Origin of the sequence: Ensifer sp. (genome assembly GCF_035999185.1) — a bacterium.
GTDB lineage: Bacteria > Pseudomonadota > Alphaproteobacteria > Rhizobiales > Rhizobiaceae > Ensifer.
Window position 1 is genome coordinate 39176 of sequence record NZ_DASYHB010000099.1, and the last position, 20027, is coordinate 59202.

The window sequence follows — 20027 nt, forward strand, 5'->3', positions numbered from 1 at the left end:
AAGACCGCCTTTCCCAAGAGTTGGCAGATCCATGGAGCAGAGACTTGCGGCAGTGCTGGCGGCCGATATGGCCGGCTATTCGCGGCTGATGGAGGCCGATGAGGCGGGTACGCTTGCGCGGCTGAAGACCCACCGCATCGAGCTGATCGACCCGGCGATCGCCAAGAACAAGGGCCGGCTGATCAAGACCACCGGCGACGGGCTGCTGGTCGAGTTCCAGAGCGTGACCGATGCGGTCAAATGTGCCGTCGAGATCCAGCAACGCATGAAGCGGCGCAACAGCGACGTGCCGGAGGACCGGCGCATCGAATTTCGCATCGGCATCAATCTCGGTGACATCATCTTTGAGGACGACGACATTTTTGGCGATGGCGTCAACATCGCCGCGCGGGCCGAGCAACTCGCCGAAGTCGGCGGCATCTGCGTGACGGCGGCCGTCGCCACGCAAGTGGCCGACCGGCTGGAGCTTCCCGTCGACGATCTCGGCGAAAAGGTGCTGAAGAACATCAGCCGTCCCGTGCGCCTCTACCGCATCGGGCTCGAGGAGGCGGCCCCCGCGGCGTCGCCGGCGGAGGCAGAGGCGCGCAAGGCCGTCTGCAAGCCGACGATCGTGGTGCTGCCGTTCACCAACATGAGCGGCGACCCGGACCAGGAGTTCTTCGCCGATGGCCTGACCGAGGACATCATCACCGAACTGTCGCGCCGGCACGAGCTTTTCGTCATCTCGCGCAATTCAAGCTTCGTCTACAAGAACCAGCCGGTGAACGTGCGCGAGGCGGCGGCAAGCCTCGGCGCGCAGTATCTGGTGGAAGGCAGCGTGCGCAAGATCGGCGAGCGGGTGCGCGTCACCGTCCAGCTGATCGACGCGGTCAACGACGCCCACATCTGGGCCGACAAGTACGACCGGCAGCTGGACGACATTTTCGCCATCCAGGACGAGGTGACGGCGGCGATCTCGGCCACGCTTCCGGGCCGGCTCGAAGCCGCCCAGCGTGACCAGCTATCGCGTACCAAGCCCGCCAACATGGCGGCCTACGAATGCGCGCTGGCCGCCAAGGTGCTGCACCACAGAAGCACCGTTGCCGACAACGGCCAGGCCCAAGCCCTGATCGACCGGGCGGTCGCGCTCGATCCCGGTTATGCCCATGCGCACGCCTGGCGCGCCTGCATCCTCGGGCAGTCCTGGGTCTATGGCTGGTGCGACGACAAGGAGGCGACCTGGGCGGAGGTCAATGCCGAGCTCGAACGGGCCCTGGCCCTCGACGACAACGACGCTGACGTGCACCGCATCCTTGCCGCCGTCAACGTCAACACCAATTCACTGACAACGGCGCGCTACCACCAGGAGCGGGCGCTCTTCCTCAACCCCAACTACGACCTGGTGGTGGTGCAGCAGGGCGAGTTGCTCACCTGGCTCGGCCGGCCGGAGGAGGGGGTGGAATGGATCCGCAAGGCGATGCGGCTCAACCCCCACCATCCGGAACGTTTCTGGAGCCACCTCGGCAAGGCTCATTTCGCCGCCCGCCAATATGGCGAGGCGATCGAGGCCTTCATGCATCTGTCGGCCATGGACGAAACCCAGCACGCCTTCGTCGCCGCCTGCCACGGCTGGCGCGGCGACGCCATTGCGGCCGGCGCCCATATGGACAAGGTCCGTGCGCTTTGCCCGACCTTCGAGATCGAGGCCTTTCTTGCGACGATGCATTACGCGCAGGAGAGCGATACCGAGCACCTGCGCGAGGGGTTGGTGAAGGCGGGGGGATAGAGGGGCGCTTCAACCCGTCCGGACGCGTCGCCTACGTGCAGCAGGCGCTGGAAGCCGCCTTCGGCCCACAACATGTCCCGGCGGCGGCGGCTTCGGCCAGCCAGCGGTCCCGCGGTTTGCAGCTTGCGGCGCGCGGCTCCAGATGGACGTGAACGCCATCCTCCTTCGCTAAGGGTGTCCCGGCGCAGTAGAGTTGCATCGGGCGCAGGCCGTCGCTGACTTCGAAGGTCAGGCGCGCCGTCGCGTCGAGGCGGACATGGTCTGAAACCTTGCGGACGATGGCCGAGAATTTTCCGGCAGACAGGTGCGTCCGGCCGGCCTCTTCAACGTCCCAGAGCTGCACGAAGATCTCCGACCATGCCTCGGGATTGGCGCCGCAATCGAGGGCAGAGAACTGGCCGGCCTTGACCTCGGTCACGTGGTAGCCGGATTTCACCGGGCGTCCATCGTAGTGGAACACGAGCGGCACGTCGCCCGTGCTCGCAAGCGCGTCCAGCAGTTCGGCGAGGTTGAGATCGTGGTCGCTGATTTTTGGCTTGTCGAGAATAGTCATCTGGGTTATTCCTCATTTCAACGATTCAAGGATTATTGAAATATGGATGAGCGTCAAGCCCTCGTTGCCTTCGGTGCCCTGGCTCAGGAAACCCGCCTTCAGATCGTCCGCCTGCTCGTCGTCGCCGGCGCAGATGGCATGGCGGCAGGGGTCCTTGCGGAAAGGATCGAGGTTTCGCCCTCGAACATTTCCTTTCATCTCAAGGAGATGGAGCGCGCCGGCCTGATCACGCAGCAGCGCGAATCCCGGTCGATCATCTACCGGGCCGACTATGACGCACTTGGTGGTCTTGTCCGCTTCCTGATGGAGGACTGCTGCGGCGGGCACCCCGAGATATGCGCTCCGGTCGTCGCGGCGGCGTCGTGCTGCGCGCCGGCGGGAGGCAAGGCATGACGGATTTCGGCCTTGAACCGGTTGCCGCAAGCGACCCCGGATTTCGCGCGGCCCTTGCCGCCGCGAAGCTGCCGTTCGACGATATCGAAACGGAAGAAGAGCCAGGGATCGTCGCCTTCACCTCGGGGAACAGGATCGTCGGCTACGGCCGCATGCAGCACCTTGGCGAAAGCGTCCTGCTTCGGCCGATCGTCATTCTGCCGGAGGAGAGCCGCCAGATGGCCCTGCCGCCTCTGCGCTATGGCCGCTCCTACCGGCTGGCGATGAGAGCGGTGTTCCTGTCCGCCGAAACGGCCGTGCCCTTCTTCGAAAGTCTTGGTTTCAGCCGGGTCGAGCCCTCCGATGTTCCCAAGGCAATCCTCGACAGCGGCCAGCTGAGTTTTCCCGAACCATCATCCTCGACCGTGATGAAGCTCAACCTCTCGGAGCCCTCGGCCTAGATCCGCTTTGAAACGACGCAATTCCAGACGGAGAACCGTTTCCCCGTCTCCTGAATTCCTCCAACGGGACAACAGCCATGTCTGACCGCATCTACAACGTGCTCTTCCTGTGCACGGGCAATACCGCTCGCTCCATTCTCGGCGAGGCCATCCTCAACAAGGAAGGCAAGGGCCGCTTTCGCGCCTATTCGGCGGGCAGCCAACCGAAGGGCGAAGTCAATCCGCACGCAATCCGGGAGCTTGAGGCGCTCGGCTATCCGACGGACGGAATGTCGTCGAAGAGCTGGGACGTCTTTTCCGGGCCGGACGCGCCTCAGATGGATTTCATCTTCACGGTCTGCGACAGCGCTGCCGGAGAGGCCTGTCCGGTATGGATCGGTCACCCGATGACGGCCCATTGGGGCATCGAGGATCCGGCCGCGGTCAAGGGCAGCGAGGCCGAGATCCAGCGGGCCTTCGCTCAAGCTGCGAAGTTCCTGAAGAACCGCATCACGGCGTTCGTCAACCTGCCTTTGGCGTCGATCGATCGCATGGCCTTGGAGCGGCAGCTCCGCGACATCGGCAGCCTGGAAGGCGCCACGCAACGGAGCGGTTCGTGATGTCGACCTTCGAGCGCTATCTGACCGTCTGGGTTACGGTCTGCATCGTGGTGGGCATAACGCTTGGCCACCTCCTGCCTGGCGTTTTTCAGGCCGTGGGCGCGGCCGAACTGGCCAAGGTGAACATCCCGGTCGCCATCCTCATCTGGCTGATGATCATTCCCATGCTGGTGAAGATCGACTTCCGGTCGCTGTCCGCCGTGGGCGGCCACTGGCGCGGCATCGGCGTGACGCTGTTCATCAACTGGGCGATCAAGCCGTTTTCGATGGCGCTGCTCGGCTGGCTGTTCATCGGCTGGCTCTTTCGCCCGCTGCTGCCGGCAGACCAGGTCGATTCCTATATTGCCGGCCTGATCATCCTGGCTGCGGCGCCCTGCACGGCGATGGTCTTCGTCTGGTCGAACCTCACGAAGGGGGAGCCGCTGTTCACCCTGTCCCAGGTCGCGCTCAACGACGCGATCATGATCGTCGCCTTCGCGCCGATCGTCGGGTTGCTGCTCGGGCTTTCGGCGATATCGGTGCCGTGGGCCACACTCGTGCTGTCGGTGGGGCTCTACATCGTGATCCCGGTCATCATCGCGCAGGTCCTTCGCGAGCGGCTGACGGCCGACGGATCGACGTCGGCGCTTGACCGCTTCCTGGCGAAGGCGCAGCCGGCTTCGTTGCTTGCCCTCCTGGCGACGCTGGTTCTTCTGTTCGGCTTCCAGGGCGAGCAGATCATCGCCCAGCCTGGGATCATCGCGCTGCTTGCGGTGCCGATCCTCATCCAGGTCTATTTCAATTCCGGGTTGGCCTACCTGCTCAACCGGCTTTCGGGCGAGCAGCATTGCGTGGCCGGTCCCTCGGCGCTCATCGGGGCGTCGAACTTCTTCGAACTGGCCGTTGCCGCCGCCATCAGCCTTTTCGGCTTCCAGTCGGGTGCAGCACTTGCCACCGTCGTTGGCGTGCTGATCGAGGTGCCGGTCATGCTGTCGGTGGTCTGGATCGTCAACCGCTCGAAGGGCTGGTACGAGGCGGCACCGGCGGTCGCCCGCAACTGCGTTTCTGAACGCGGGTAGGGAGGTCAGCACCTCCCGCCATTCCATCCAAAACCAGACGCCCGGCCCATTTGGGCCGGGCGACTTCGCATTCACCAATCATTCAATCACTCGCCGCCGGCGCCCCGCAGCTGGGCTTCGATCTTGCTCAGGTTGAAGGAGCCGGGCGACTGGCTCGGCGGGTAGTCCTTCATCGTCTGCAGGAACTTGGCGGCGAGACCCTGGATCGGCACGATGACGTAGACGCGGTCCAGGAACCAGTCGTTGTAGGTGTTTGAGTTGTGCTGCGCCTTTTCGAAGGGGTCGCGGCGCAGGTGGAAGAGCAAGGGCGTGCGCAGTTCGACGAAGGGTTCGCGCCAGACGCCGAAGGCTTCGCCTCGGTTTTCCAGGAACACGACCTTCCAGTCGTCGTAGCGTGCCGCCACCACCTGGCTGTCGTCATTGACGTACCAGAACTCATGGCGCGGCGACTCCTTCGCCTTGCCTTCGAGATAGTCGAGCTGGTTGTAGCCGTCGATGTAGTTCTTGTAGCTGCGGCCGTTGAGCTCGACACCTGCCAGCAGTTTTTCCTTGATGTCGGGCGCACCGGCGATGGCCGCGAACGTCGGCAGCCAGTCCTCATGCGCGACGATGCCGTTGAGTGTCTTGCCCGCCGGGAAATGACCGGGCCAGCGCACGAAGGCCGGCACGCGATAGGCGCCTTCCCAGTTGGAGTTCTTCTCGCTGCGGAACGGCGTGGTGCCGGCATCGGGCCAGGTGTTGTAGTGCGGGCCGTTGTCGGTCGAATACATGACGACGGTGTTGTCTGCGATACCGAGCTCGTCGAGCAGCTTCAGCAGGTCGCCCACCATCATGTCGTGCTCGACCATGCCATCATGGTACTCGTCACCGCTCGGGCCGGAGATGCCGGTGTTGCTGTCCTTCACATGGGTGCGGAAATGCATCCGGGTGGCATTCCACCAGACGAAGAACGGCTTCTTGGCCTGGTGCTGGCGGTTGATGAAGTCCTTGGCGGCATCCAGCGTTTCCTGGTCGACGGTCTCCATGCGCTTGCGCGTGAGCGGGCCGGTGTCCTCGATCTTGCCGTCGGCGCTCGCCTTGATGACGCCGCGGGGCCCGAACTTCTTGCGGAACTCCGGGTCCTTCGGATAGTCGCGGTTTTCAGGCTCTTCCTCGGCGTTGAGGTGATAGAGGTTGCCGAGGAACTCGTCGAAGCCGTGCTGGGTCGGCAGGTGCTCGTCGCGGTCGCCCTGGTGGTTCTTGCCGAACTGGCCGGTGGCATAGCCTTGGGCTTTCAGCACCGTCGCCATTGTCACGTCGGTCTTCTGCCAGCCTTCCTTGGCGCCGGGCAGGCCGACCTTGGTCATGCCGGTGCGAACCGGCACGTTGCCGCCGATGAAGGCGGCGCGGCCGGCCGTGCAGCTCTGCTGGGCGTAATAGTCGGTGAAGGCCAGGCCTTCCTGGGCGATCCGGTCGATGTTCGGCGTCATGTAGCCCATCATGCCGCGGTTGTTGTGGCTGATGTTCCAGGTGCCGATGTCGTCACCCCAGATGACGAGAATGTTGGGCTGGCCGCCGGCGGGGGCTGCCGCCTGCTGGGCTTTCGCCGGCTGGGGTCCGCCGGAAGCGATCATGGCCGATGTGGCGGCAAGGGCGGTGCCGCCCAAAAGCACACTGCGTCGGCTGACCCCGGCTGCAGGCAGGGTGGATATCTCTGTATCGATCGTCTTGGTTTCGTCTGTCACTGAACTTCTCCTCAGGGATGGTCGGTGAAACTTCTTCCATGCCGGGGCCGCATTGCTTTCCCCCTCATTGCGTTCCCTCGGTGTCCGGGACGAACCCGCATGCTGCGTGGGGTTGCGGCTTCTCGTTGCGCTAAGACAGCGCCGCATTGTCACCCATTTCGATGCTCTGACCAGTTGGACCTAGGGCCAACATGGGGCCGTCACGCGGCCGGCAACCGCCGGGTGGGTGACCGGCCGACGGGTGCGTGCACCCTGCGACCCGGGAGAGGCGGCCGCTCGATATTTTCGTGGTTTTACCGAGGGATGACTGTAACGTAACGGTGCTTCAGATCGTAAAGGACCTTGAGGCGGGAGGCGGCAAGGAGGGTGATCGGGCCGGATGGTAGGGGGCGATTGGTTTCGAAGCGCTGCGCTTGTCGTGCTGGCCCTGGTCATGGCCGCCGTCGCTTGCGGCAGCGCGTTCGCCGAGCGCCTGCTGATCATCTACGAGAACGAGAGCACGCAGCCCGCGACCATGGAAATCGCCAAGGGCATCTCCGCGCGTCTGTCAGAGGCAGAGCGCCATGTCGAGATCTATGCCGAACATCTGGACCTCGTGCGCTTCGGTTCGGAAGGCGATCGGCAAAGGCTGATTGCATATGTTCGGGCCAAATATGCCGACAAGCCCATGGATGCCGTTCTGGTCGTGGGGCCTGGGGTGCTTCGGCTGGTGCTTGGCGCGCGCGGCGCGTTTGCGCCGGGCGTGCCTATCGTTTTCGGCGGGATCCGCCAGCCGCCGCAGGATCTGCCCGATGACGTCACCGGCGTGATCAGCCGGTTCGACGTTGCCGGAACGCTGGACCTTGCCCGGCGGCTGCAACCGGACGCGAAGGCGCTGACGATCATGACCGGCTCGGCAACCTTCGACCGTGATTGGGAAAAGACGGCGCGCGAGATCGCCGGCGAGCATTATTCCGGGTTCGATATCGACTATGTCAGCGGATTGTCGCTCGACGGGTTCAAGGCGAAGGCAGCGGCGCTTTCGGCCGACAGCGCACTGCTGATCCTCACCATTTTTGCCGATGCGGACGGGGTGTCCTACGTCCCGCGCGAGGCGGCGAGCAAGGTCGCGGCGTCGTCCGGCGCGCCGGTCTATAGCGTCTACAGCAGTTATTTCGACGGCACTATTCTTGCAGGGCACGTCAGCACCTTCGAGGCGGTCGGTCGGTCGGGAGATGGCGTCTCTGGCCCTGACGCTCTTTGACGGCGGCGGCCTTGCTCCGCCCGTCACGCTGAAAGAGGTGGCGCTGATCGACTGGAAACAGGTGCTGCACCGCGGCATCGACCGCAACAACCTTCCCAAGGACGCGCAGATCCTCAACTACCAGCCGTCCGTATGGGAACAGTTCCGGCTGCTGATCCTTGCCGGGCTCTCGGTCATTGTCGCCCAGGCGATGTCGATTGCGGCGATCGTCTTCCAGAACCGGCGCAACCGCCGGCTCGAAGACACCGTCTCGACGCAGCGGCTGGAGCTTGCGCATATGTCGCGGCGCTCGCAGGTCAGCCAGCTCTCCGGCACGCTGGCGCACGAACTGACCCAGCCGCTGACCTCGATCCTCGCCAATGCCGAAGCGGGGCGCAAGATCGCCGGCTCGAGCGATCCGGACCTCAAGGAACTGGGCGAAATCTTCGACGACATCGTCGCCGACAACCGCCGGGCGGCCAACGTGATCGCCGAGCTGCGCAGCATGATGCGCAAGGGCACCGTCTCCGTCGATGAGATCGATCTCAACGAGGCGGTGCGCTCGACGGTTGCTCTTGTCAACGCCGAGATGGTGGCCCGCCGCACCCAGATCGCCATGACCCTCAGCGCCGAGCCGCTGCCGGTCAAGGCCAATATGGTGCAGTTGCAGCAGGTGCTTCTCAACCTGATCCTCAACGCCAGCGACGCCATGGCGGAGCTGTCGCCGAAGCAGCGCAAGGTTGAAATTGCGACGCGTCTCGACGACAATGGCGCCCGCCAGCTGACTGTCAGCGATGCCGGGCCGGGTATTGCGCCCGAGCAGATGACTGAGGTGTTCAAGCCCTTCGTCAGCACCAAGGAAAACGGCCTTGGGCTGGGTCTCGCCATATGCCGCTCGCTTGTCGAGGCGCGCGGCGGCAAGCTTGTCTTCGATGGCGGGGTGACGCGCGGTGCGCGCGCCATCGTCACGCTACCGCCGGGCTGACGTTTGTTTGTGTCGAGAGCGCCGCGCGCCTGAGGTGTCGAGTTTTACGCATGCCGGGCAGGGGGCTGCCCGCGTCGTGTGGCCATGTTTCATGGGGAGGCTGTCATGGAGAGTAGTGCCGGCACCGTGTTCGTCCTTGACGACGACGAGCGGATCGTGCGCGCCCTGCAGCGGCTGCTGAAGCTCTCCGGCTATGCGGTGAGGCCCTTTGCCGATGCGCAGGCGCTGCTTGGCTGCGCCGATCTGGCGGAGGCCGAATGCATCGTTCTCGACCTTGGCCTGCCGGACACCGACGGGCTCAGCGTCCAGGAAGCACTGACGGCCAAGGCCGGTCATCCCTCCATCGTCTTCCTCACGGGTTGCGCGGACGTTCCCTCAAGCGTCAAGGCGATGAAGGCGGGGGCGGTGGATTTTCTGATGAAGCCGGTCGAGGAAGCCGCATTGCTGGCGGCGATCGATGCGGGCGTGCGGCGCACGCGCGGCGAGCGCGAGGCCGAAGGGCAACTGGCCGAAGTCCATGCCAGGCTGGACACGCTGACGGCGCGCGAGGCCGAGGTGATGCAGCATGTGGTCGCCGGCCGGCTCAACAAGCAGATCGCCGGCGATCTCGGAACCGTGGAAAAGACCATCAAAGTTCACCGCGCCCGGATGATGGCGAAGATGGGGGTCAGGACCGTCGCCGATCTCGTGCGGCTGGTGGAGCACGCGCGGTAGTACCGTTCGAGGAAAACTGTGCAACGGTTCTCCGTCCGGAGTTCTACGATTTCGAAGAGGCAGATGCCGGCGGAACCTTTCGGAAAGCGTGACGTTGACCGTCTTCAAAAACTGGAAACAGGGGGCGTTTGAAATGAGCGATCAGAAATCTTCCGACAAGACACCAACGCCTGATCCGGCGGAGGACAACGCATTCTTTCCCTCACCCTATTCGCTGAGCCAGTTCACGTCGCCGAAGTCCAATCTCAGCGGTGCCGACTACCCACATCCCTACAAGGGCGGCAGGAAGGTGCTGATGATCGGCGCGGACGAGCGTTATCTTCTGACCGACAACGGCACGTTCTTCTCGACCGGCAACCATCCGCTGGAGACGCTGCTGCCGATGTATCATATCGACAAGGCCGGCTTCGCCTTCGACGTGGCGACACTGTCGGGCAATCCGGTGAAGTTCGAATATTGGGCCATGCCCGCCGAGGACGAGGCGGTAAAGAGCTTCTTTGCGGGCTATCGGGCGCAGTTCAAGCAGCCGCTGAAACTGTCCGAGGTGATCGAGGAGGGGCTTGACGACTATGTCGCCATTTTCGTTCCCGGCGGTCACGGCGCCTTGATCGGCCTGCCCGAAAGCGAAGACGTGAAGGCAGTGCTCGAATGGGCGGCGGCGAAGAACAGGTTCGTCATATCGCTCTGCCACGGGCCGGCGGCATTTTTGGCGGTGGGCGATAGCGACATCTATCGTGGCTACAAGATCTGCGCCTTTCCCGATGCGATGGACGCGCAGACACCGGAGATCGGCTACATGCCGGGCCATCTGACCTGGAAATTCGGCGAGAAGCTCACGAACCAGCTGGGCATGGAGATCCTCAACGACGGCATTTCCGGTGCCGTGTATCAGGACCGCAAGCTGTTGACCGGGGACAGCCCGCTGGCGGGCAATGCGCTGGGCAAGCTTTCTGCCGAAGCCCTGCTCAAGGAAATGTCCGGCGCTTGACCTTTCGGGTCGCGGCGGGACCGCGGCGGATCTGGCGGCGACCACGCGGTCGCTGCCGATGCTCCTCCGCGATGCCGCGCGGAGCGGTTAAGACCTCAAGCCGCGTGGCAGACCGCTTCGATGTTGTGTCCGTCCGGATCAAGAACGAAAGCCGCATAGTAGTTCGGGTGGTAGTGCGGGCGCAGGCCGGGAGGACCATTGTCCCTGCCGCCGGCGCCAAGCGCCGCCTCGTAGAAGGCATCGACCTCGGCGCGCGTCTTTGTAACGAAGGCCAGGTGCAGGTGCGCCGGTTTCTCGGCCGTCTGGTACAGGCACAACGAGGATTTGCCGTCCGTGCTCATCTCGACGCCGTGCGCGCCATGATCGACGACTGTGACGCCGAGCGGTGTCAGGGCCTTCAGATAGAAGGCTTCGCTCGCCGCATAGTCGCTGACGCCGAACTTGACGTGGTCGAACATTCCATTCTCCTCTTTGGCTTGCCCGATGGAGGCGATCGTTGCTTCGCCTTCGCGGCCCATTTCGCTCATAGCTTGAATGGCGCCCGTGAGGCAACGATCAGTCAACCGGTGGCGAAGGTCTCGAGATAGACGGTGCAGAGCGGCCGTTTCCGTTTATCAATGACGCGGCGCGGCGCATTGGCCCTAGGTCCAACTGGACCATCGGCCGCCTTCCTCTAACGTTTATGGCATGAGCGAGCGAATGACTGCCATCGCGATCGTGGACGACGACGAACTGGTTCGCCGCGCACTTTCGCGTCTCGTCTCGTCGCTTTCCTTTCAGGCGATCGCCTATTCGTCCGCCGAGGCCTTTCTGCTGGAGGTCAAGGACCGGCTGCCTTTCGCCGCGCTGATCGACCTGCATTTGCCCGGGATGACCGGCCTGGAGCTGCTGGAGGAACTGCGCCGCCGCAACATCCAGCTGAGGGTTATCGTCATCACCGGGTCGGAGCAGGAAGGAACACGCGCGCGCTGTCTTCAGGCGGGCGCCGCCGTCTTCCTCAACAAGCCGGTGTCGCGCGACGCACTGGGCGATGCGATAGGACCGCTTGGTGAGCTGACACCCTGAAGGCGCAGGAGACGCCCTTCTAGCCGAGACACACATCGCGGACGCAGCCGCGTAGCCACCGGTGCGCCGGGTCGGCGTCGAAGCGGGGGTGCCAGAGGAGCGAGATGGTGATCTCGGGCGAGGATGCGGGCAGGGCGAATGTGATGAGGTTTTCGCGCAAGGTGCCGGTGTAGCGCTCGGGCACGCTGGCGATCAGGTCTGACGCGCGGGCGAGCGCCAGCGCCTCGGAGAAGCTGCCGACGGTGACGGCGATCTCGCGCTTCAGGCCGATCGTTGCGAGCGCCGTGTCGATCGGGCCTGCCTCATGGCCGCGGCGGGAGACGTGGATGTGGCGGCCCGCTGCAAAGCGGGCGGGGGTGATTTCGCCCTTGGCAAGCGGGTGGCCGGGCCGGACCACGCCGACGAAACGATCGTGAAACAGCGCCTGGGACTTCAGTTCCGGGCCGGTGGTCTCGCTGACGACGCCGGTTTCGAGGTCGATGTCGCCCTGGCGCAAAGGGTCGCTGTCCCGGTCGAGCTTCTGTGCGAAGCGCAGCCTGACGCCAGGTGCCTCGGCCACCACGCGGGCGACCAGCGCCGCGCCGAAATTCTCGACGAAACCCTCCCGGTTGCGGAGCGTGAAGGTGCGGGCAAGCCGCTTCAGGTCCAGGCTTTCGTGAGGGCGCAGCACGGCTTCGGCCTCTTCCACGAGCGGGCCGATCTGGTCACGCAGCTGAGCCGCGCGCGGGGTGGGGACGAGGCCGCGGCCGGCGCGCACGAGCAGCGGATCGCCGGTCGCCTCGCGCAGCCTCGCCAGCGCCCGGCTCATTGCCGAGGGGCTGAGGTTCAGCCGTCTGGCGGCGCGGGCAACGCTGCCTTCCGAAAGCAGAACGTCGAGGGTGACGAGCAGGTTGAGGTCGGGTCTGGTCATTGTCCCTTGTACCACGCAATCCCGTTTGATGTGGCGTCAAACGCACGAATGAAGTGCAAATGCTGCGCCTTCCGCCATATGTGGCCAAGGATTATTTCTCGGGAAACGATCCTGGAGGGTTTCCCGATGATTTTCACTCGACTTGCGCCGTCCGCCTTTGGCCTCTTTTCCCCATCGCTAACGATCCGGCGGAAGCTGAAAAGGCCTTCGCACAGACGAACCCGCGGCACGCAACCCCCTTGCTTCGATACGGTTCTGCTCGCCGGGCCGCGCCGCGCCATCGTTGAGCCCACGCGCCTGTCACGCGCGGGAGGTGAGCGATGAACTCGGCAGACACGACCCTTGCGCCCGCATCGTCTGCGCCTCCCATCCGCTTCGTGCTCATCAGCCTGTCGCTTTCGATGCTCCTGTCCTCGCTCGGCACCAGCAGCGCCAATGTGGCCCTGCCGGCGCTGGCGGATGCCTTCGGCGTCTCGTTCCAGGCGGTGCAATGGGTGGTGCTTGCCTATCTGCTCGCCGTCACCACGCTGATCGTCAGCGTCGGCCGGCTCGGCGATATCTTCGGCCGGAGGCGGCTGCTTCTCGGCGGCATCGTGCTGTTCACCGCCGCCTCTGTCGTTGCGGGGCTGACGCCGGGTTTTGCGTGGCTGATTGCCGCTCGCGCCGTGCAGGGCCTCGGCGCGGCGATGATGATGGCGCTCACCATGGCCTTTGTCGGCGAGACGGTTCCGAAGGAAAGAACCGGCAGCGCCATGGGATTGCTGGGTACGATGTCGGCAATCGGCACGGCGCTCGGGCCTTCGCTCGGCGGCGCGCTGGTGGCCGGGCCTGGCTGGCGCGCGATCTTCCTCGTCAACGTGCCGCTCGGGCTGGTCGCGTTCTTTCTGGCGCGCCGCCACCTGCCGGCCGACGGCAAGGCCGGGGGCAGGGGGCGCGCTCGCTTCGACGTGCCCGGTACCTTGCTGCTGGCGTTGTCGCTCGGGGCCTATGCGCTGGCGATGACGGCAGGGCACGGCCGCTTCGGCATTGCCAATGTCGGGCTTCTGGCCGCTGCTGCCTTCGGCGTCGGGCTGTTCTTGCTTGTCGAGACCAGGGTTGCCTCGCCCCTGATCCGGCTTTCGATGTTTCGTGACCTGGTCTTAAGCGCCGGCCTTTCGACCAACGCGCTGGTCTCGACAGTCATGATGGCGACGCTGGTGGTGGGGCCGTTCTATCTTTCGCGCGGGGCTGGCCTCGACGCGGCAATGGTCGGTCTCGTCATGTCGATCGGCCCTGTCATCTCGGCTTTCGGCGGGGTGGTCGCCGGCTGGATCGTCGATCGCCTCGGTGCGCCGTCGGTCGTGGCAGTGGGGCTCGTGGCGATGGTTGCCGGTTGCTTCGCGCTGGCGCTGCTGCCCGGCATCGCCGGCGTGGTGGGCTATATCGTGGCAATTGCGATGCTGACGCCCGGCTATCAGTTGTTCCAGGCCGCCAACAACACCGCCGTCATGGCGGATGTGGCGGCGGACCGGCGCGGCGTCGTTTCCGGCCTGTTGAACCTTTCGCGCAATCTCGGCCTCGTCACCGGCGCGTCGGTGATGGGCGCGGTCTTTGCCTTTGCGGTGGCCGCACCGGATATCGCCGGCGCCACGCCGCAGGCGGTGACATCAGGCATGCAGGCGACATTCGTGGTCGCCGGCCTGCTGACCTTGCTTGCGCTCGGGGTTGCGGCCGGCAGCCGTGTGCTGGGCAGAGCGCGCGTGCGCTTGCGAAACGCGCCCTGACCGGGCGTCAGAACCACGGGGAAGCGGCACCGTTTCGCCGGTGCCGCACCGGGGAAGCCTCACGCCGCGGCCGTGCGCTCCAGGCGGAAGCGCAGCGTATCGAAGTCCGGGACGAACCAGATGGCGTTGCCCTTGTTCGTCTCGCGCACGAAGTCGGTCAGCGCCTTGCTGCCATCAAGCTTTTCCTGGATGTCGCCGACGATCGCGCAACGCATGTGATAGTTGACGAATTTCTGGAACACTTCGCCGGCAACACGGGTCGAAAGATCGAGGAAATCGGGGCCGAGCCGTTCGACCGGGATCGCCAGCATGTCGGCCTCGTGCGCCCAGGCATCACCGAGAAAATCATTGGCGTCGCCGGGTGCTGCCAGAAGCCGGCCAGCCTTCGCGGACGTGAGGACGAGTGTGTTTCCGATTTTGATCAGCTGTGTCATGCGCCAAGACGTAGGCGGCAAAGCCCTGGGTTGCAAGAGCTGCGCGTGACAGGCGCTGTCACGCGGCGAGTGCGGCCTTTGCGATGTCGGCGCGATCTGTCGGAGGTCCCGTTTAGGCAGGGCCGGCCCGCTTTCGATATATTTCTATAAATATAACGTCGTAAAAGTTGAACGCGAAGCGAAAGTTATTCCATGTGATGTTCGGCGATTACTCGCGATTATCCCGTTAGAATATTGTGGTTTGATCTAGATCAATGCCCGCGCCTTCTCTGCACTTACTCTGCGACGGGGTGAGTTCTTGTCATGATGCCGTCTCGGGATTGATTTTTACTTTGGGTGGCGCATCTTACCTCAGATTGTGTTGGGGGACGCTGAAATGTCCGGGCTCGTTCAGCAGCAGCCGATCGAAAAGCCGCCGCGTTCAAGGCGTGCGGAGCTTCTCACGTTTCTGGTGCTGGCCTTCGGCATCTGGCCGATCGTCGCCGTTGGCGTGGTCGGCGGCTATGGCTTCCTCGTCTGGATGCTGCAGATCATCTTCGGCCCGCCAGGCCCTCCGGGACATTGAGGCGCGCCATGGATGCCGCACCGCTTTCCCGTCGTGAACTCTTTACCGGCCGCGCTGCCGCAAAGCCCGTGCCTGTTCGGCCGCCCGGCGTTTGCGAGGCGAGCCTTGAGGCCTGCACCGGCTGCGGCGCGTGCGTCGAGCGATGTCCCACCGGCATCATCCGTCTTGAGGGCGGCTTTCCCATCGTCGATTTTGCGCGCGGCGAATGCACCTTTTGCGGCGCCTGTGCGGAGGCCTGTCCCGAGCCGGTGTTCGAGGCGAAGGATGTCAGGCGTTTTCCCCATGTCGCCGCCGTCACCGATACGTGTCTCGCGCGCCGCCACGTCGCCTGCCAGTCCTGCGGCGAAAGCTGTCCCGAGCAGGCGATCCGTTTTCGCCCCGTAATCGGCGGGCCGTTCCTGCCTGAAATCGACGACGCCAGATGCAGCGGCTGCGGCGCCTGCCTCTCGGTCTGTCCCGTCAGCGCGATCGCGGTGAGGGCGTTCGACAGGGAGGTCGCCCATGTCTGAGGCCGCAAGGGCGAAGGCGCGCCAGCGCTATCATATCTCGAGCGCCGTGGTCGCCACGATGCCGAAGAGCACCGAGGCCGTGCTCGCGACGCTTGCCGCAATGGACAACGTCGAAGTCCACGGCCACGGCGGCGGCAAGATCGTCGTCGTCATCGAGGGCAGAAGTACGGGTGCGCTCGGCGACTGCCTGACCCAGATCTCGCTCATCGACGGGGTGATCTCGGCCAACATGGTTTTCGAGCATGTCGAAATGGAAGAGGAAGGGCAGGAGCCATGAGCGGACAACTGACGCGGCGTGACATTCTGAAGGCCCACGCGGCCGGCATCGCCGCCGCGACGGCCGGCATAGCGCTACCTGCGGCCGCACAGCCGGTGCCGGGCGGTGTCAACGCGCTGGAGATCAAATGGTCCAAGGCGCCGTGCCGCTTCTGCGGCACGGGCTGCGGCGTGATGGTGGGCGTGAAGGAAGGCCAGGTGGTCGCCACCCACGGCGACATGCAGGCCGAGGTCAACCGCGGCCTCAACTGCATCAAGGGCTATTTCCTCTCCAAGATCATGTATGGCGCGGACCGGCTGAAGACACCGCTCCTGCGCAAGCGCGGCGGCGCCTATGCCAAGGACGGCGAGTTTGAGCCCGTCAGTTGGGACGAGGCCTTCAACGTGATGGCCGAGCAGGCAAAGAAGGTGCTGAAGGAGAAGGGGCCGACGGCCGTCGGCATGTTCGGCTCCGGCCAATGGACGATCTTCGAGGGCTATGCCGCGACCAAGCTGATGCGGGCGGGCTTCCGCTCCAACAATCTCGACCCCAATGCCCGCCACTGCATGGCGTCGGCTGCCGTCGCCTTCATGCGCACCTTCGGCATGGACGAGCCGATGGGCTGCTACGACGATTTCGAGAACGCCGACGCCTTCGTGCTCTGGGGCTCGAACATGGCGGAGATGCACCCGATCCTGTGGACCCGCGTTGCCGACCGGCGTCTCGGCCAGCCGCATGTGCGCGTCGCGGTGCTTTCGACCTTCACCCATCGCAGCATGGATCTCGCCGACATCCCCGTCGTCTTCAAGCCGGGCACCGACCTCGTCATCCTCAATTACATCGCCAACCACATCATTGAGACCAACCGCGTCAACGAGGACTTCGTCAACAAACACACGAAGTTTGCCCGAGGGGTCACCGACATCGGCTATGGTCTCCGTCCCGACAATCCTGTCGAGGTCAACGCCGCCAATTCGAAGGATCCGGGCAAGACCGAGCCGATGGATTTCGCGGCGTTCAAGGAATTCGTTTCCGAGTACACGCTGGAGAAGACCGTCGAGATGACCGGCGTGGAGCCGGAATTCCTGGAGCAACTGGCCGAGCTCTATGCCGACCCGAAGCGCAAGGTCATGTCGCTCTGGACCATGGGCTTCAACCAGCATGTGCGCGGGGTGTGGGCCAACCAGATGGTCTATAACCTGCACCTTCTGACCGGCAAGATCTCCGAGCCCGGCAACAGCCCGTTCTCCTTGACCGGCCAGCCTTCCGCCTGCGGCACCGCGCGCGAGGTCGGGACCTTTGCGCACCGGCTGCCGGCCGACATGGTGGTGACCAATCCCGAGCACCGCAAGCATGCCGAGGAGATCTGGCGCATTCCGCATGGCATCATCCCGGAAAAGCCCGGATATCACGCCGTGCAGCAGGACCGGATGCTGAAGGACGGCAAGCTCAATTTCTACTGGGTGCAGGTCAACAACAATGTCCAGGCGGGACCGAACACCGCCAACGAGACCTGGCAAGGCTACCGCAACCCGGACAATTTCATCGTCGTCTCCGATGCCTATCCGACGATCACGGCGATGAGCGCCGACCTGATCCTGCCGGCCGCCATGTGGGTGGAGAAGGAAGGTGCCTACGGCAATGCCGAGCGACGCACCCACGTCTGGCACCAGCTGGTGCAGGCGCCCGGAGAGGCGCGCTCCGACCTCTGGCAGATGGTGGAGTTTTCCAAGCGCTTCCTCACCGACGAGGTGTGGCCGAAGGAAATCCTCGACGCGAGCCCCGAATATCGCGGCAAGACCTTGTTCGACGTTCTCTTCAAGAATGGCGAGGTCGATCGCTATCCGCTGACCGACGTCAGCGCCGAATACGACAACAATGAAGCCAAGGAGTTCGGCTTCTATATTCAGAAGGGAATGTTCGAGGAATATGCCGAATTCGGCCGCGGCCACGGCCATGATCTCGCACCCTATGACACCTACCACGAAGTGCGGGGGCTGCGCTGGCCCGTCGTCAACGGCCAGGAGACACGCTGGCGCTACCGCGAGGGCTTCGACCCCTATGTGAAGGCGGGCGAGGGCGTGAAGTTCTACGGCAACAAGGACGGCAAGGCGGTGATCCTCGCCGTGCCCTACGAGCCGCCGGCCGAGTCTCCCGACGAGGAATACGACACCTGGCTGGTCACCGGCCGGGTGCTCGAACATTGGCATTCGGGCTCGATGACCATGCGGGTGCCGGAACTCTACAAGGCGTTTCCGGGCGCCCGCGTCTTCATGAATGCCGAAGACGCCCGCAAGCGCGGCATCAACCAGGGCATGGAAGTGCGCATCGTCTCGCGCCGCGGCGAAATCCGCTCGCGCGTCGACATCCGCGGCCGCAACCGCATGCCGCCGGGCGTCATCTTCGTTCCCTGGTTCGACGCCAGCCAGCTCATCAACAAGGTTACGCTCGACGCCACCGATCCCATCTCCAAACAGACGGATTTCAAAAAATGCGCGGTCAAGATCGTTCCCGTTACGCTCTAGAGCGTTTGCGCAGCTTTAAAGGAAGCTTCCTGAAGCGCCCCGCATGGATGGCTGTTGCCGCCGGCCTCCTGGTGTTCGTCACCACGGCTGCGGTTGCTCAAGTTGCCGAAAAGCTGGTGCCGCAGCTCGAAGGCCCGACGCCGCAGATGGCGACGGGGGCGGCCGCACCGCTGCCGAAGTGGGTGGTCGACGACAAGCGCAAGATGCGCGCCTATCCCGACCAGCCGCCGGTGATCCCGCATTCGATCGAGGGCTACGAGCTTTCGGTCAACGCCAACCGTTGCCTGTCCTGCCACAAGCGCGAATTCACCCAGGATTCCGGCGCGCCGATGATCAGCGTCACCCATTACATGACGCGCGACGGGCAGATGATCGCCGACGTTTCGCCGCGGCGCTATTTCTGCACGGCCTGCCATGTGCCGCAGGCGGACACCAGCCCGCTGGTGCCGAGCAATTTCAAGGATATGAGCGAATTGGGCTTCAAGCCGGCCGGAAGCGAGTGACGACATGATCGCCTGGATCAGGAAAATCATCCTTTGGGCCTGGGGCATCATGACGACGCCGGCCGGCACGCTCGGCCTTGGCTTCCTCACGCTCGGCGGTTTCATCGGCGGCGTGATGTTCTGGGGCGCCTTCAACACGGCGCTCGAGATCACCAATACCGAGAAGTTCTGCACCTCCTGTCACGAGATGCACGACAACGTCTTCCAGGAGCTGACGCGCACCATCCACTTCTCCAACCGCTCGGGCGTGCGCGCCAGTTGCCCGGACTGCCACGTGCCGCACCAGTGGACCGACAAGATCGCCCGCAAGATGCAGGCGTCGAAGGAGGTCTGGGGCAAGATCTTCGGCACGATCAACACCCGGCCGAAATTCCTCGCAAAGCGCCTGGAGCTGGCCCAGCACGAGTGGGCGCGCATGAAGGCCAATGACAGCCTGGAATGCCGCAACTGCCATTCCTCCGTCGCCATGGACCTGCAGAAGCAGACGCAGCGCGCGGCCGAGATCCACACGCGATATCTCCTTTCCGGCAAGGCGACCTGCATCGACTGCCACAAGGGCATCGCCCACGAGCTGCCCAACATGGAAGGCATCGACCCCGGCTGGAAGATGCCGCCGGAGCTGGAGGGCAAGAAGATGGCGGGCCAGACGCCGATCGACGATCTCCGGCAGGCGATGGCGGATCTGCATATGCAGGCGCAGTAGACGCGTCGGCCCCGCCTGAGCCGCATTGAATTCTCCAGGGCTATGCCGGCGCGGTCCTAGGGCAGTGTGAGGCCAACAGAGCCTCCATTTCGCCAAAGGGCCAAGCAAGCGACGGGCTGTGCAGGCGCCAACAATGCGTCCCTTATTCCTGTGCTTGTCACAGGAATCCAGCCGCGTCGCGTCCGCGGCGCGAGGGGCCTGGTTTCCAGGAGGCGACGTGCCAAGACCGGACTTCCCGCCGTGCCGACGCACGGCTGCTGGATCTCTGTGACGAGCACAGAGACGAGGGTGGGGCTGGCCTCGTGCCAAGCCGCCAGATGAGGGATGTGGGTTGGAGGCTTTGAGCCATCGGC

Annotated in this window: 22 protein-coding genes; 17 read left to right on the top strand and 5 right to left on the bottom strand. The window is 64.3% G+C overall.

The features are described 5' to 3' along the window. Window positions 1–31: 31 nt before the first annotated feature. Window positions 32–1765, top strand: a complete 1734-nt coding sequence (locus VGO04_RS10370; protein ID WP_327495863.1) for an adenylate/guanylate cyclase domain-containing protein — start codon at window positions 32–34, stop codon at window positions 1763–1765. A 31-nt stretch (window positions 1766–1796) separates the two neighbouring features. Here the strand turns inward: VGO04_RS10370 and VGO04_RS10375 are convergent, their stop codons facing one another. Further along, window positions 1797–2318, bottom strand: coding sequence for a DUF6428 family protein (locus VGO04_RS10375; RefSeq protein WP_327495865.1), 522 nt, complete (start codon window positions 2316–2318; stop codon window positions 1797–1799). Between the two features lie 42 nt (window positions 2319–2360). Here VGO04_RS10375 and VGO04_RS10380 point away from each other — a divergent pair, with 42 nt between their 5' ends. From VGO04_RS10380 to arsB, 4 genes are all read left to right on the top strand, one after another. Beyond that, complete coding sequence (locus VGO04_RS10380; RefSeq protein ID WP_327495866.1) at window positions 2361–2711, top strand: metalloregulator ArsR/SmtB family transcription factor; 351 nt, start codon at window positions 2361–2363, stop codon at window positions 2709–2711. Further along, window positions 2708–3151, top strand: a complete 444-nt coding sequence (locus VGO04_RS10385; RefSeq protein WP_327495867.1) for a hypothetical protein — start codon at window positions 2708–2710, stop codon at window positions 3149–3151. The genes VGO04_RS10380 and VGO04_RS10385 overlap by 4 nt, the downstream gene beginning before the upstream one ends. Before the next feature lie 77 nt (window positions 3152–3228). Next, window positions 3229–3750, top strand: coding sequence for an arsenate reductase ArsC (locus tag VGO04_RS10390; protein ID WP_327495868.1), 522 nt, complete (start codon window positions 3229–3231; stop codon window positions 3748–3750). Continuing rightward, entirely contained in the window at window positions 3750–4808 is a 1059-nt protein-coding gene (gene arsB, locus VGO04_RS10395) for an ACR3 family arsenite efflux transporter (RefSeq protein ID WP_327495906.1), read from the top strand. The genes VGO04_RS10390 and arsB overlap by 1 nt, the downstream gene beginning before the upstream one ends. An 86-nt stretch (window positions 4809–4894) precedes the next feature. Here the strand turns inward: arsB and VGO04_RS10400 are convergent, their stop codons facing one another. Continuing rightward, the gene (locus VGO04_RS10400) at window positions 4895–6421 is read right to left on the bottom strand and encodes an arylsulfatase (RefSeq protein ID WP_327495907.1); all 1527 of its coding nucleotides are present in this window, start codon (window positions 6419–6421) and stop codon (window positions 4895–4897) included. A gap of 490 nt (window positions 6422–6911) precedes the next feature. On the opposite strand from VGO04_RS10400, the gene VGO04_RS10405 reads away from it, so the two are divergent. The 4 genes from VGO04_RS10405 to hchA all read left to right on the top strand — a co-directional run bounded on the left by VGO04_RS10405 (window position 6912) and on the right by hchA (window position 10441). Next, entirely contained in the window at window positions 6912–7775 is an 864-nt protein-coding gene (locus VGO04_RS10405) for a hypothetical protein (RefSeq protein ID WP_327495869.1), read from the top strand. Continuing rightward, window positions 7747–8739: a sensor histidine kinase gene (locus VGO04_RS10410; RefSeq protein WP_327495870.1), complete on the top strand. Its 993-nt coding sequence runs from the start codon at window positions 7747–7749 to the stop codon at window positions 8737–8739. The genes VGO04_RS10405 and VGO04_RS10410 overlap by 29 nt, the downstream gene beginning before the upstream one ends. Window positions 8740–8844: 105 nt before the next feature. Beyond that, window positions 8845–9453 (top strand): response regulator transcription factor, encoded by a 609-nt coding sequence (locus VGO04_RS10415; RefSeq protein ID WP_327495871.1) that lies wholly within the window; start codon window positions 8845–8847, stop codon window positions 9451–9453. A gap of 133 nt (window positions 9454–9586) precedes the next feature. Continuing rightward, window positions 9587–10441, top strand: a complete 855-nt coding sequence (hchA, locus tag VGO04_RS10420; RefSeq protein ID WP_327495872.1) for a glyoxalase III HchA — start codon at window positions 9587–9589, stop codon at window positions 10439–10441. Between the two features lie 95 nt (window positions 10442–10536). Here hchA and VGO04_RS10425 read toward each other — a convergent pair whose 3' ends face one another. After that, complete coding sequence (locus VGO04_RS10425) at window positions 10537–10899, bottom strand: VOC family protein (protein WP_327495873.1); 363 nt, start codon at window positions 10897–10899, stop codon at window positions 10537–10539. 241 nt (window positions 10900–11140) lie between these two features. On the opposite strand from VGO04_RS10425, the gene VGO04_RS10430 reads away from it, so the two are divergent. Further along, window positions 11141–11506: a response regulator gene (locus VGO04_RS10430; RefSeq protein WP_327495874.1), complete on the top strand. Its 366-nt coding sequence runs from the start codon at window positions 11141–11143 to the stop codon at window positions 11504–11506. 19 nt (window positions 11507–11525) lie between these two features. On the opposite strand, the gene VGO04_RS10435 is transcribed toward VGO04_RS10430, so the two are convergent. Continuing rightward, on the bottom strand, window positions 11526–12416 hold the full coding sequence (locus VGO04_RS10435) for a LysR family transcriptional regulator (RefSeq protein WP_327495875.1): 891 nt from the start codon (window positions 12414–12416) through the stop codon (window positions 11526–11528). A 320-nt stretch (window positions 12417–12736) separates the two neighbouring features. Between VGO04_RS10435 and VGO04_RS10440 the strand changes: the two genes are divergently transcribed. Next, window positions 12737–14179: an MFS transporter gene (locus tag VGO04_RS10440; protein ID WP_327495876.1), complete on the top strand. Its 1443-nt coding sequence runs from the start codon at window positions 12737–12739 to the stop codon at window positions 14177–14179. A gap of 59 nt (window positions 14180–14238) precedes the next feature. On the opposite strand, the gene VGO04_RS10445 is transcribed toward VGO04_RS10440, so the two are convergent. After that, window positions 14239–14613 carry a DUF4180 domain-containing protein gene (locus tag VGO04_RS10445; protein ID WP_327495877.1) on the bottom strand — a complete coding sequence of 125 codons (375 nt, stop codon included), beginning with the start codon at window positions 14611–14613 and terminating at the stop codon, window positions 14239–14241. Window positions 14614–14989: 376 nt separating this feature from the next. Here VGO04_RS10445 and napE point away from each other — a divergent pair, with 376 nt between their 5' ends. The 6 genes from napE to VGO04_RS10475 are packed head-to-tail and all read left to right on the top strand — an operon-like array spanning window position 14990 to window position 19674. Then, window positions 14990–15178, top strand: coding sequence for a periplasmic nitrate reductase, NapE protein (gene napE / locus VGO04_RS10450; protein WP_327495878.1), 189 nt, complete (start codon window positions 14990–14992; stop codon window positions 15176–15178). Between the two features lie 8 nt (window positions 15179–15186). After that, a complete protein-coding gene (napF, locus tag VGO04_RS10455; protein ID WP_327495879.1) occupies window positions 15187–15687 on the top strand; it encodes a ferredoxin-type protein NapF in 501 nt (166 codons plus the stop codon). Further along, window positions 15680–15964, top strand: a complete 285-nt coding sequence (locus tag VGO04_RS10460) for a chaperone NapD (RefSeq protein WP_414650529.1) — start codon at window positions 15680–15682, stop codon at window positions 15962–15964. Before napF ends, VGO04_RS10460 begins: the two co-directional genes overlap by 8 nt. Beyond that, window positions 15961–18468 carry a periplasmic nitrate reductase subunit alpha gene (napA, locus tag VGO04_RS10465; RefSeq protein WP_327495880.1) on the top strand — a complete coding sequence of 836 codons (2508 nt, stop codon included), beginning with the start codon at window positions 15961–15963 and terminating at the stop codon, window positions 18466–18468. Before VGO04_RS10460 ends, napA begins: the two co-directional genes overlap by 4 nt. Continuing rightward, window positions 18435–18971, top strand: a complete 537-nt coding sequence (locus VGO04_RS10470; RefSeq protein ID WP_414650530.1) for a nitrate reductase cytochrome c-type subunit — start codon at window positions 18435–18437, stop codon at window positions 18969–18971. Before napA ends, VGO04_RS10470 begins: the two co-directional genes overlap by 34 nt. 4 nt (window positions 18972–18975) lie before the next feature. Next, on the top strand, window positions 18976–19674 hold the full coding sequence (locus tag VGO04_RS10475) for a NapC/NirT family cytochrome c (protein ID WP_327495882.1): 699 nt from the start codon (window positions 18976–18978) through the stop codon (window positions 19672–19674). Window positions 19675–20027 lie beyond the last annotated feature (353 nt).

Bases quoted from the DNA above. Each gene is read 5' to 3' on its own strand.
- VGO04_RS10405 (WP_327495869.1), top strand. From the start codon at position 6,912: ATGGTAGGGGGCGATTGGTTTCGAAGCGCTGCGCTTGTCGTGCTGGCC.
- VGO04_RS10460 (WP_414650529.1), top strand. From the start codon at position 15,680: ATGTCTGAGGCCGCAAGGGCGAAGGCGCGCCAGCGCTATCATATCTCG.
- napA (WP_327495880.1), top strand. From the start codon at position 15,961: ATGAGCGGACAACTGACGCGGCGTGACATTCTGAAGGCCCACGCGGCC.
- napF (WP_327495879.1), top strand. From the start codon at position 15,187: ATGGATGCCGCACCGCTTTCCCGTCGTGAACTCTTTACCGGCCGCGCT.
- VGO04_RS10390 (WP_327495868.1), top strand. From the start codon at position 3,229: ATGTCTGACCGCATCTACAACGTGCTCTTCCTGTGCACGGGCAATACC.
- VGO04_RS10425 (WP_327495873.1), bottom strand. From the start codon at position 10,899: ATGTTCGACCACGTCAAGTTCGGCGTCAGCGACTATGCGGCGAGCGAA.
- VGO04_RS10470 (WP_414650530.1), top strand. From the start codon at position 18,435: ATGCGCGGTCAAGATCGTTCCCGTTACGCTCTAGAGCGTTTGCGCAGC.
- VGO04_RS10400 (WP_327495907.1), bottom strand. From the start codon at position 6,421: ATGATCGCTTCCGGCGGACCCCAGCCGGCGAAAGCCCAGCAGGCGGCA.
- VGO04_RS10415 (WP_327495871.1), top strand. From the start codon at position 8,845: ATGGAGAGTAGTGCCGGCACCGTGTTCGTCCTTGACGACGACGAGCGG.
- VGO04_RS10380 (WP_327495866.1), top strand. From the start codon at position 2,361: ATGGATGAGCGTCAAGCCCTCGTTGCCTTCGGTGCCCTGGCTCAGGAA.
- arsB (WP_327495906.1), top strand. From the start codon at position 3,750: ATGTCGACCTTCGAGCGCTATCTGACCGTCTGGGTTACGGTCTGCATC.
- VGO04_RS10385 (WP_327495867.1), top strand. From the start codon at position 2,708: ATGACGGATTTCGGCCTTGAACCGGTTGCCGCAAGCGACCCCGGATTT.
- napE (WP_327495878.1), top strand. From the start codon at position 14,990: ATGTCCGGGCTCGTTCAGCAGCAGCCGATCGAAAAGCCGCCGCGTTCA.
- hchA (WP_327495872.1), top strand. From the start codon at position 9,587: ATGAGCGATCAGAAATCTTCCGACAAGACACCAACGCCTGATCCGGCG.
- VGO04_RS10440 (WP_327495876.1), top strand. From the start codon at position 12,737: ATGAACTCGGCAGACACGACCCTTGCGCCCGCATCGTCTGCGCCTCCC.
- VGO04_RS10430 (WP_327495874.1), top strand. From the start codon at position 11,141: ATGACTGCCATCGCGATCGTGGACGACGACGAACTGGTTCGCCGCGCA.
- VGO04_RS10445 (WP_327495877.1), bottom strand. From the start codon at position 14,613: ATGACACAGCTGATCAAAATCGGAAACACACTCGTCCTCACGTCCGCG.
- VGO04_RS10370 (WP_327495863.1), top strand. From the start codon at position 32: ATGGAGCAGAGACTTGCGGCAGTGCTGGCGGCCGATATGGCCGGCTAT.
- VGO04_RS10435 (WP_327495875.1), bottom strand. From the start codon at position 12,416: ATGACCAGACCCGACCTCAACCTGCTCGTCACCCTCGACGTTCTGCTT.
- VGO04_RS10410 (WP_327495870.1), top strand. From the start codon at position 7,747: ATGGCGTCTCTGGCCCTGACGCTCTTTGACGGCGGCGGCCTTGCTCCG.
- VGO04_RS10375 (WP_327495865.1), bottom strand. From the start codon at position 2,318: ATGACTATTCTCGACAAGCCAAAAATCAGCGACCACGATCTCAACCTC.
- VGO04_RS10475 (WP_327495882.1), top strand. From the start codon at position 18,976: ATGATCGCCTGGATCAGGAAAATCATCCTTTGGGCCTGGGGCATCATG.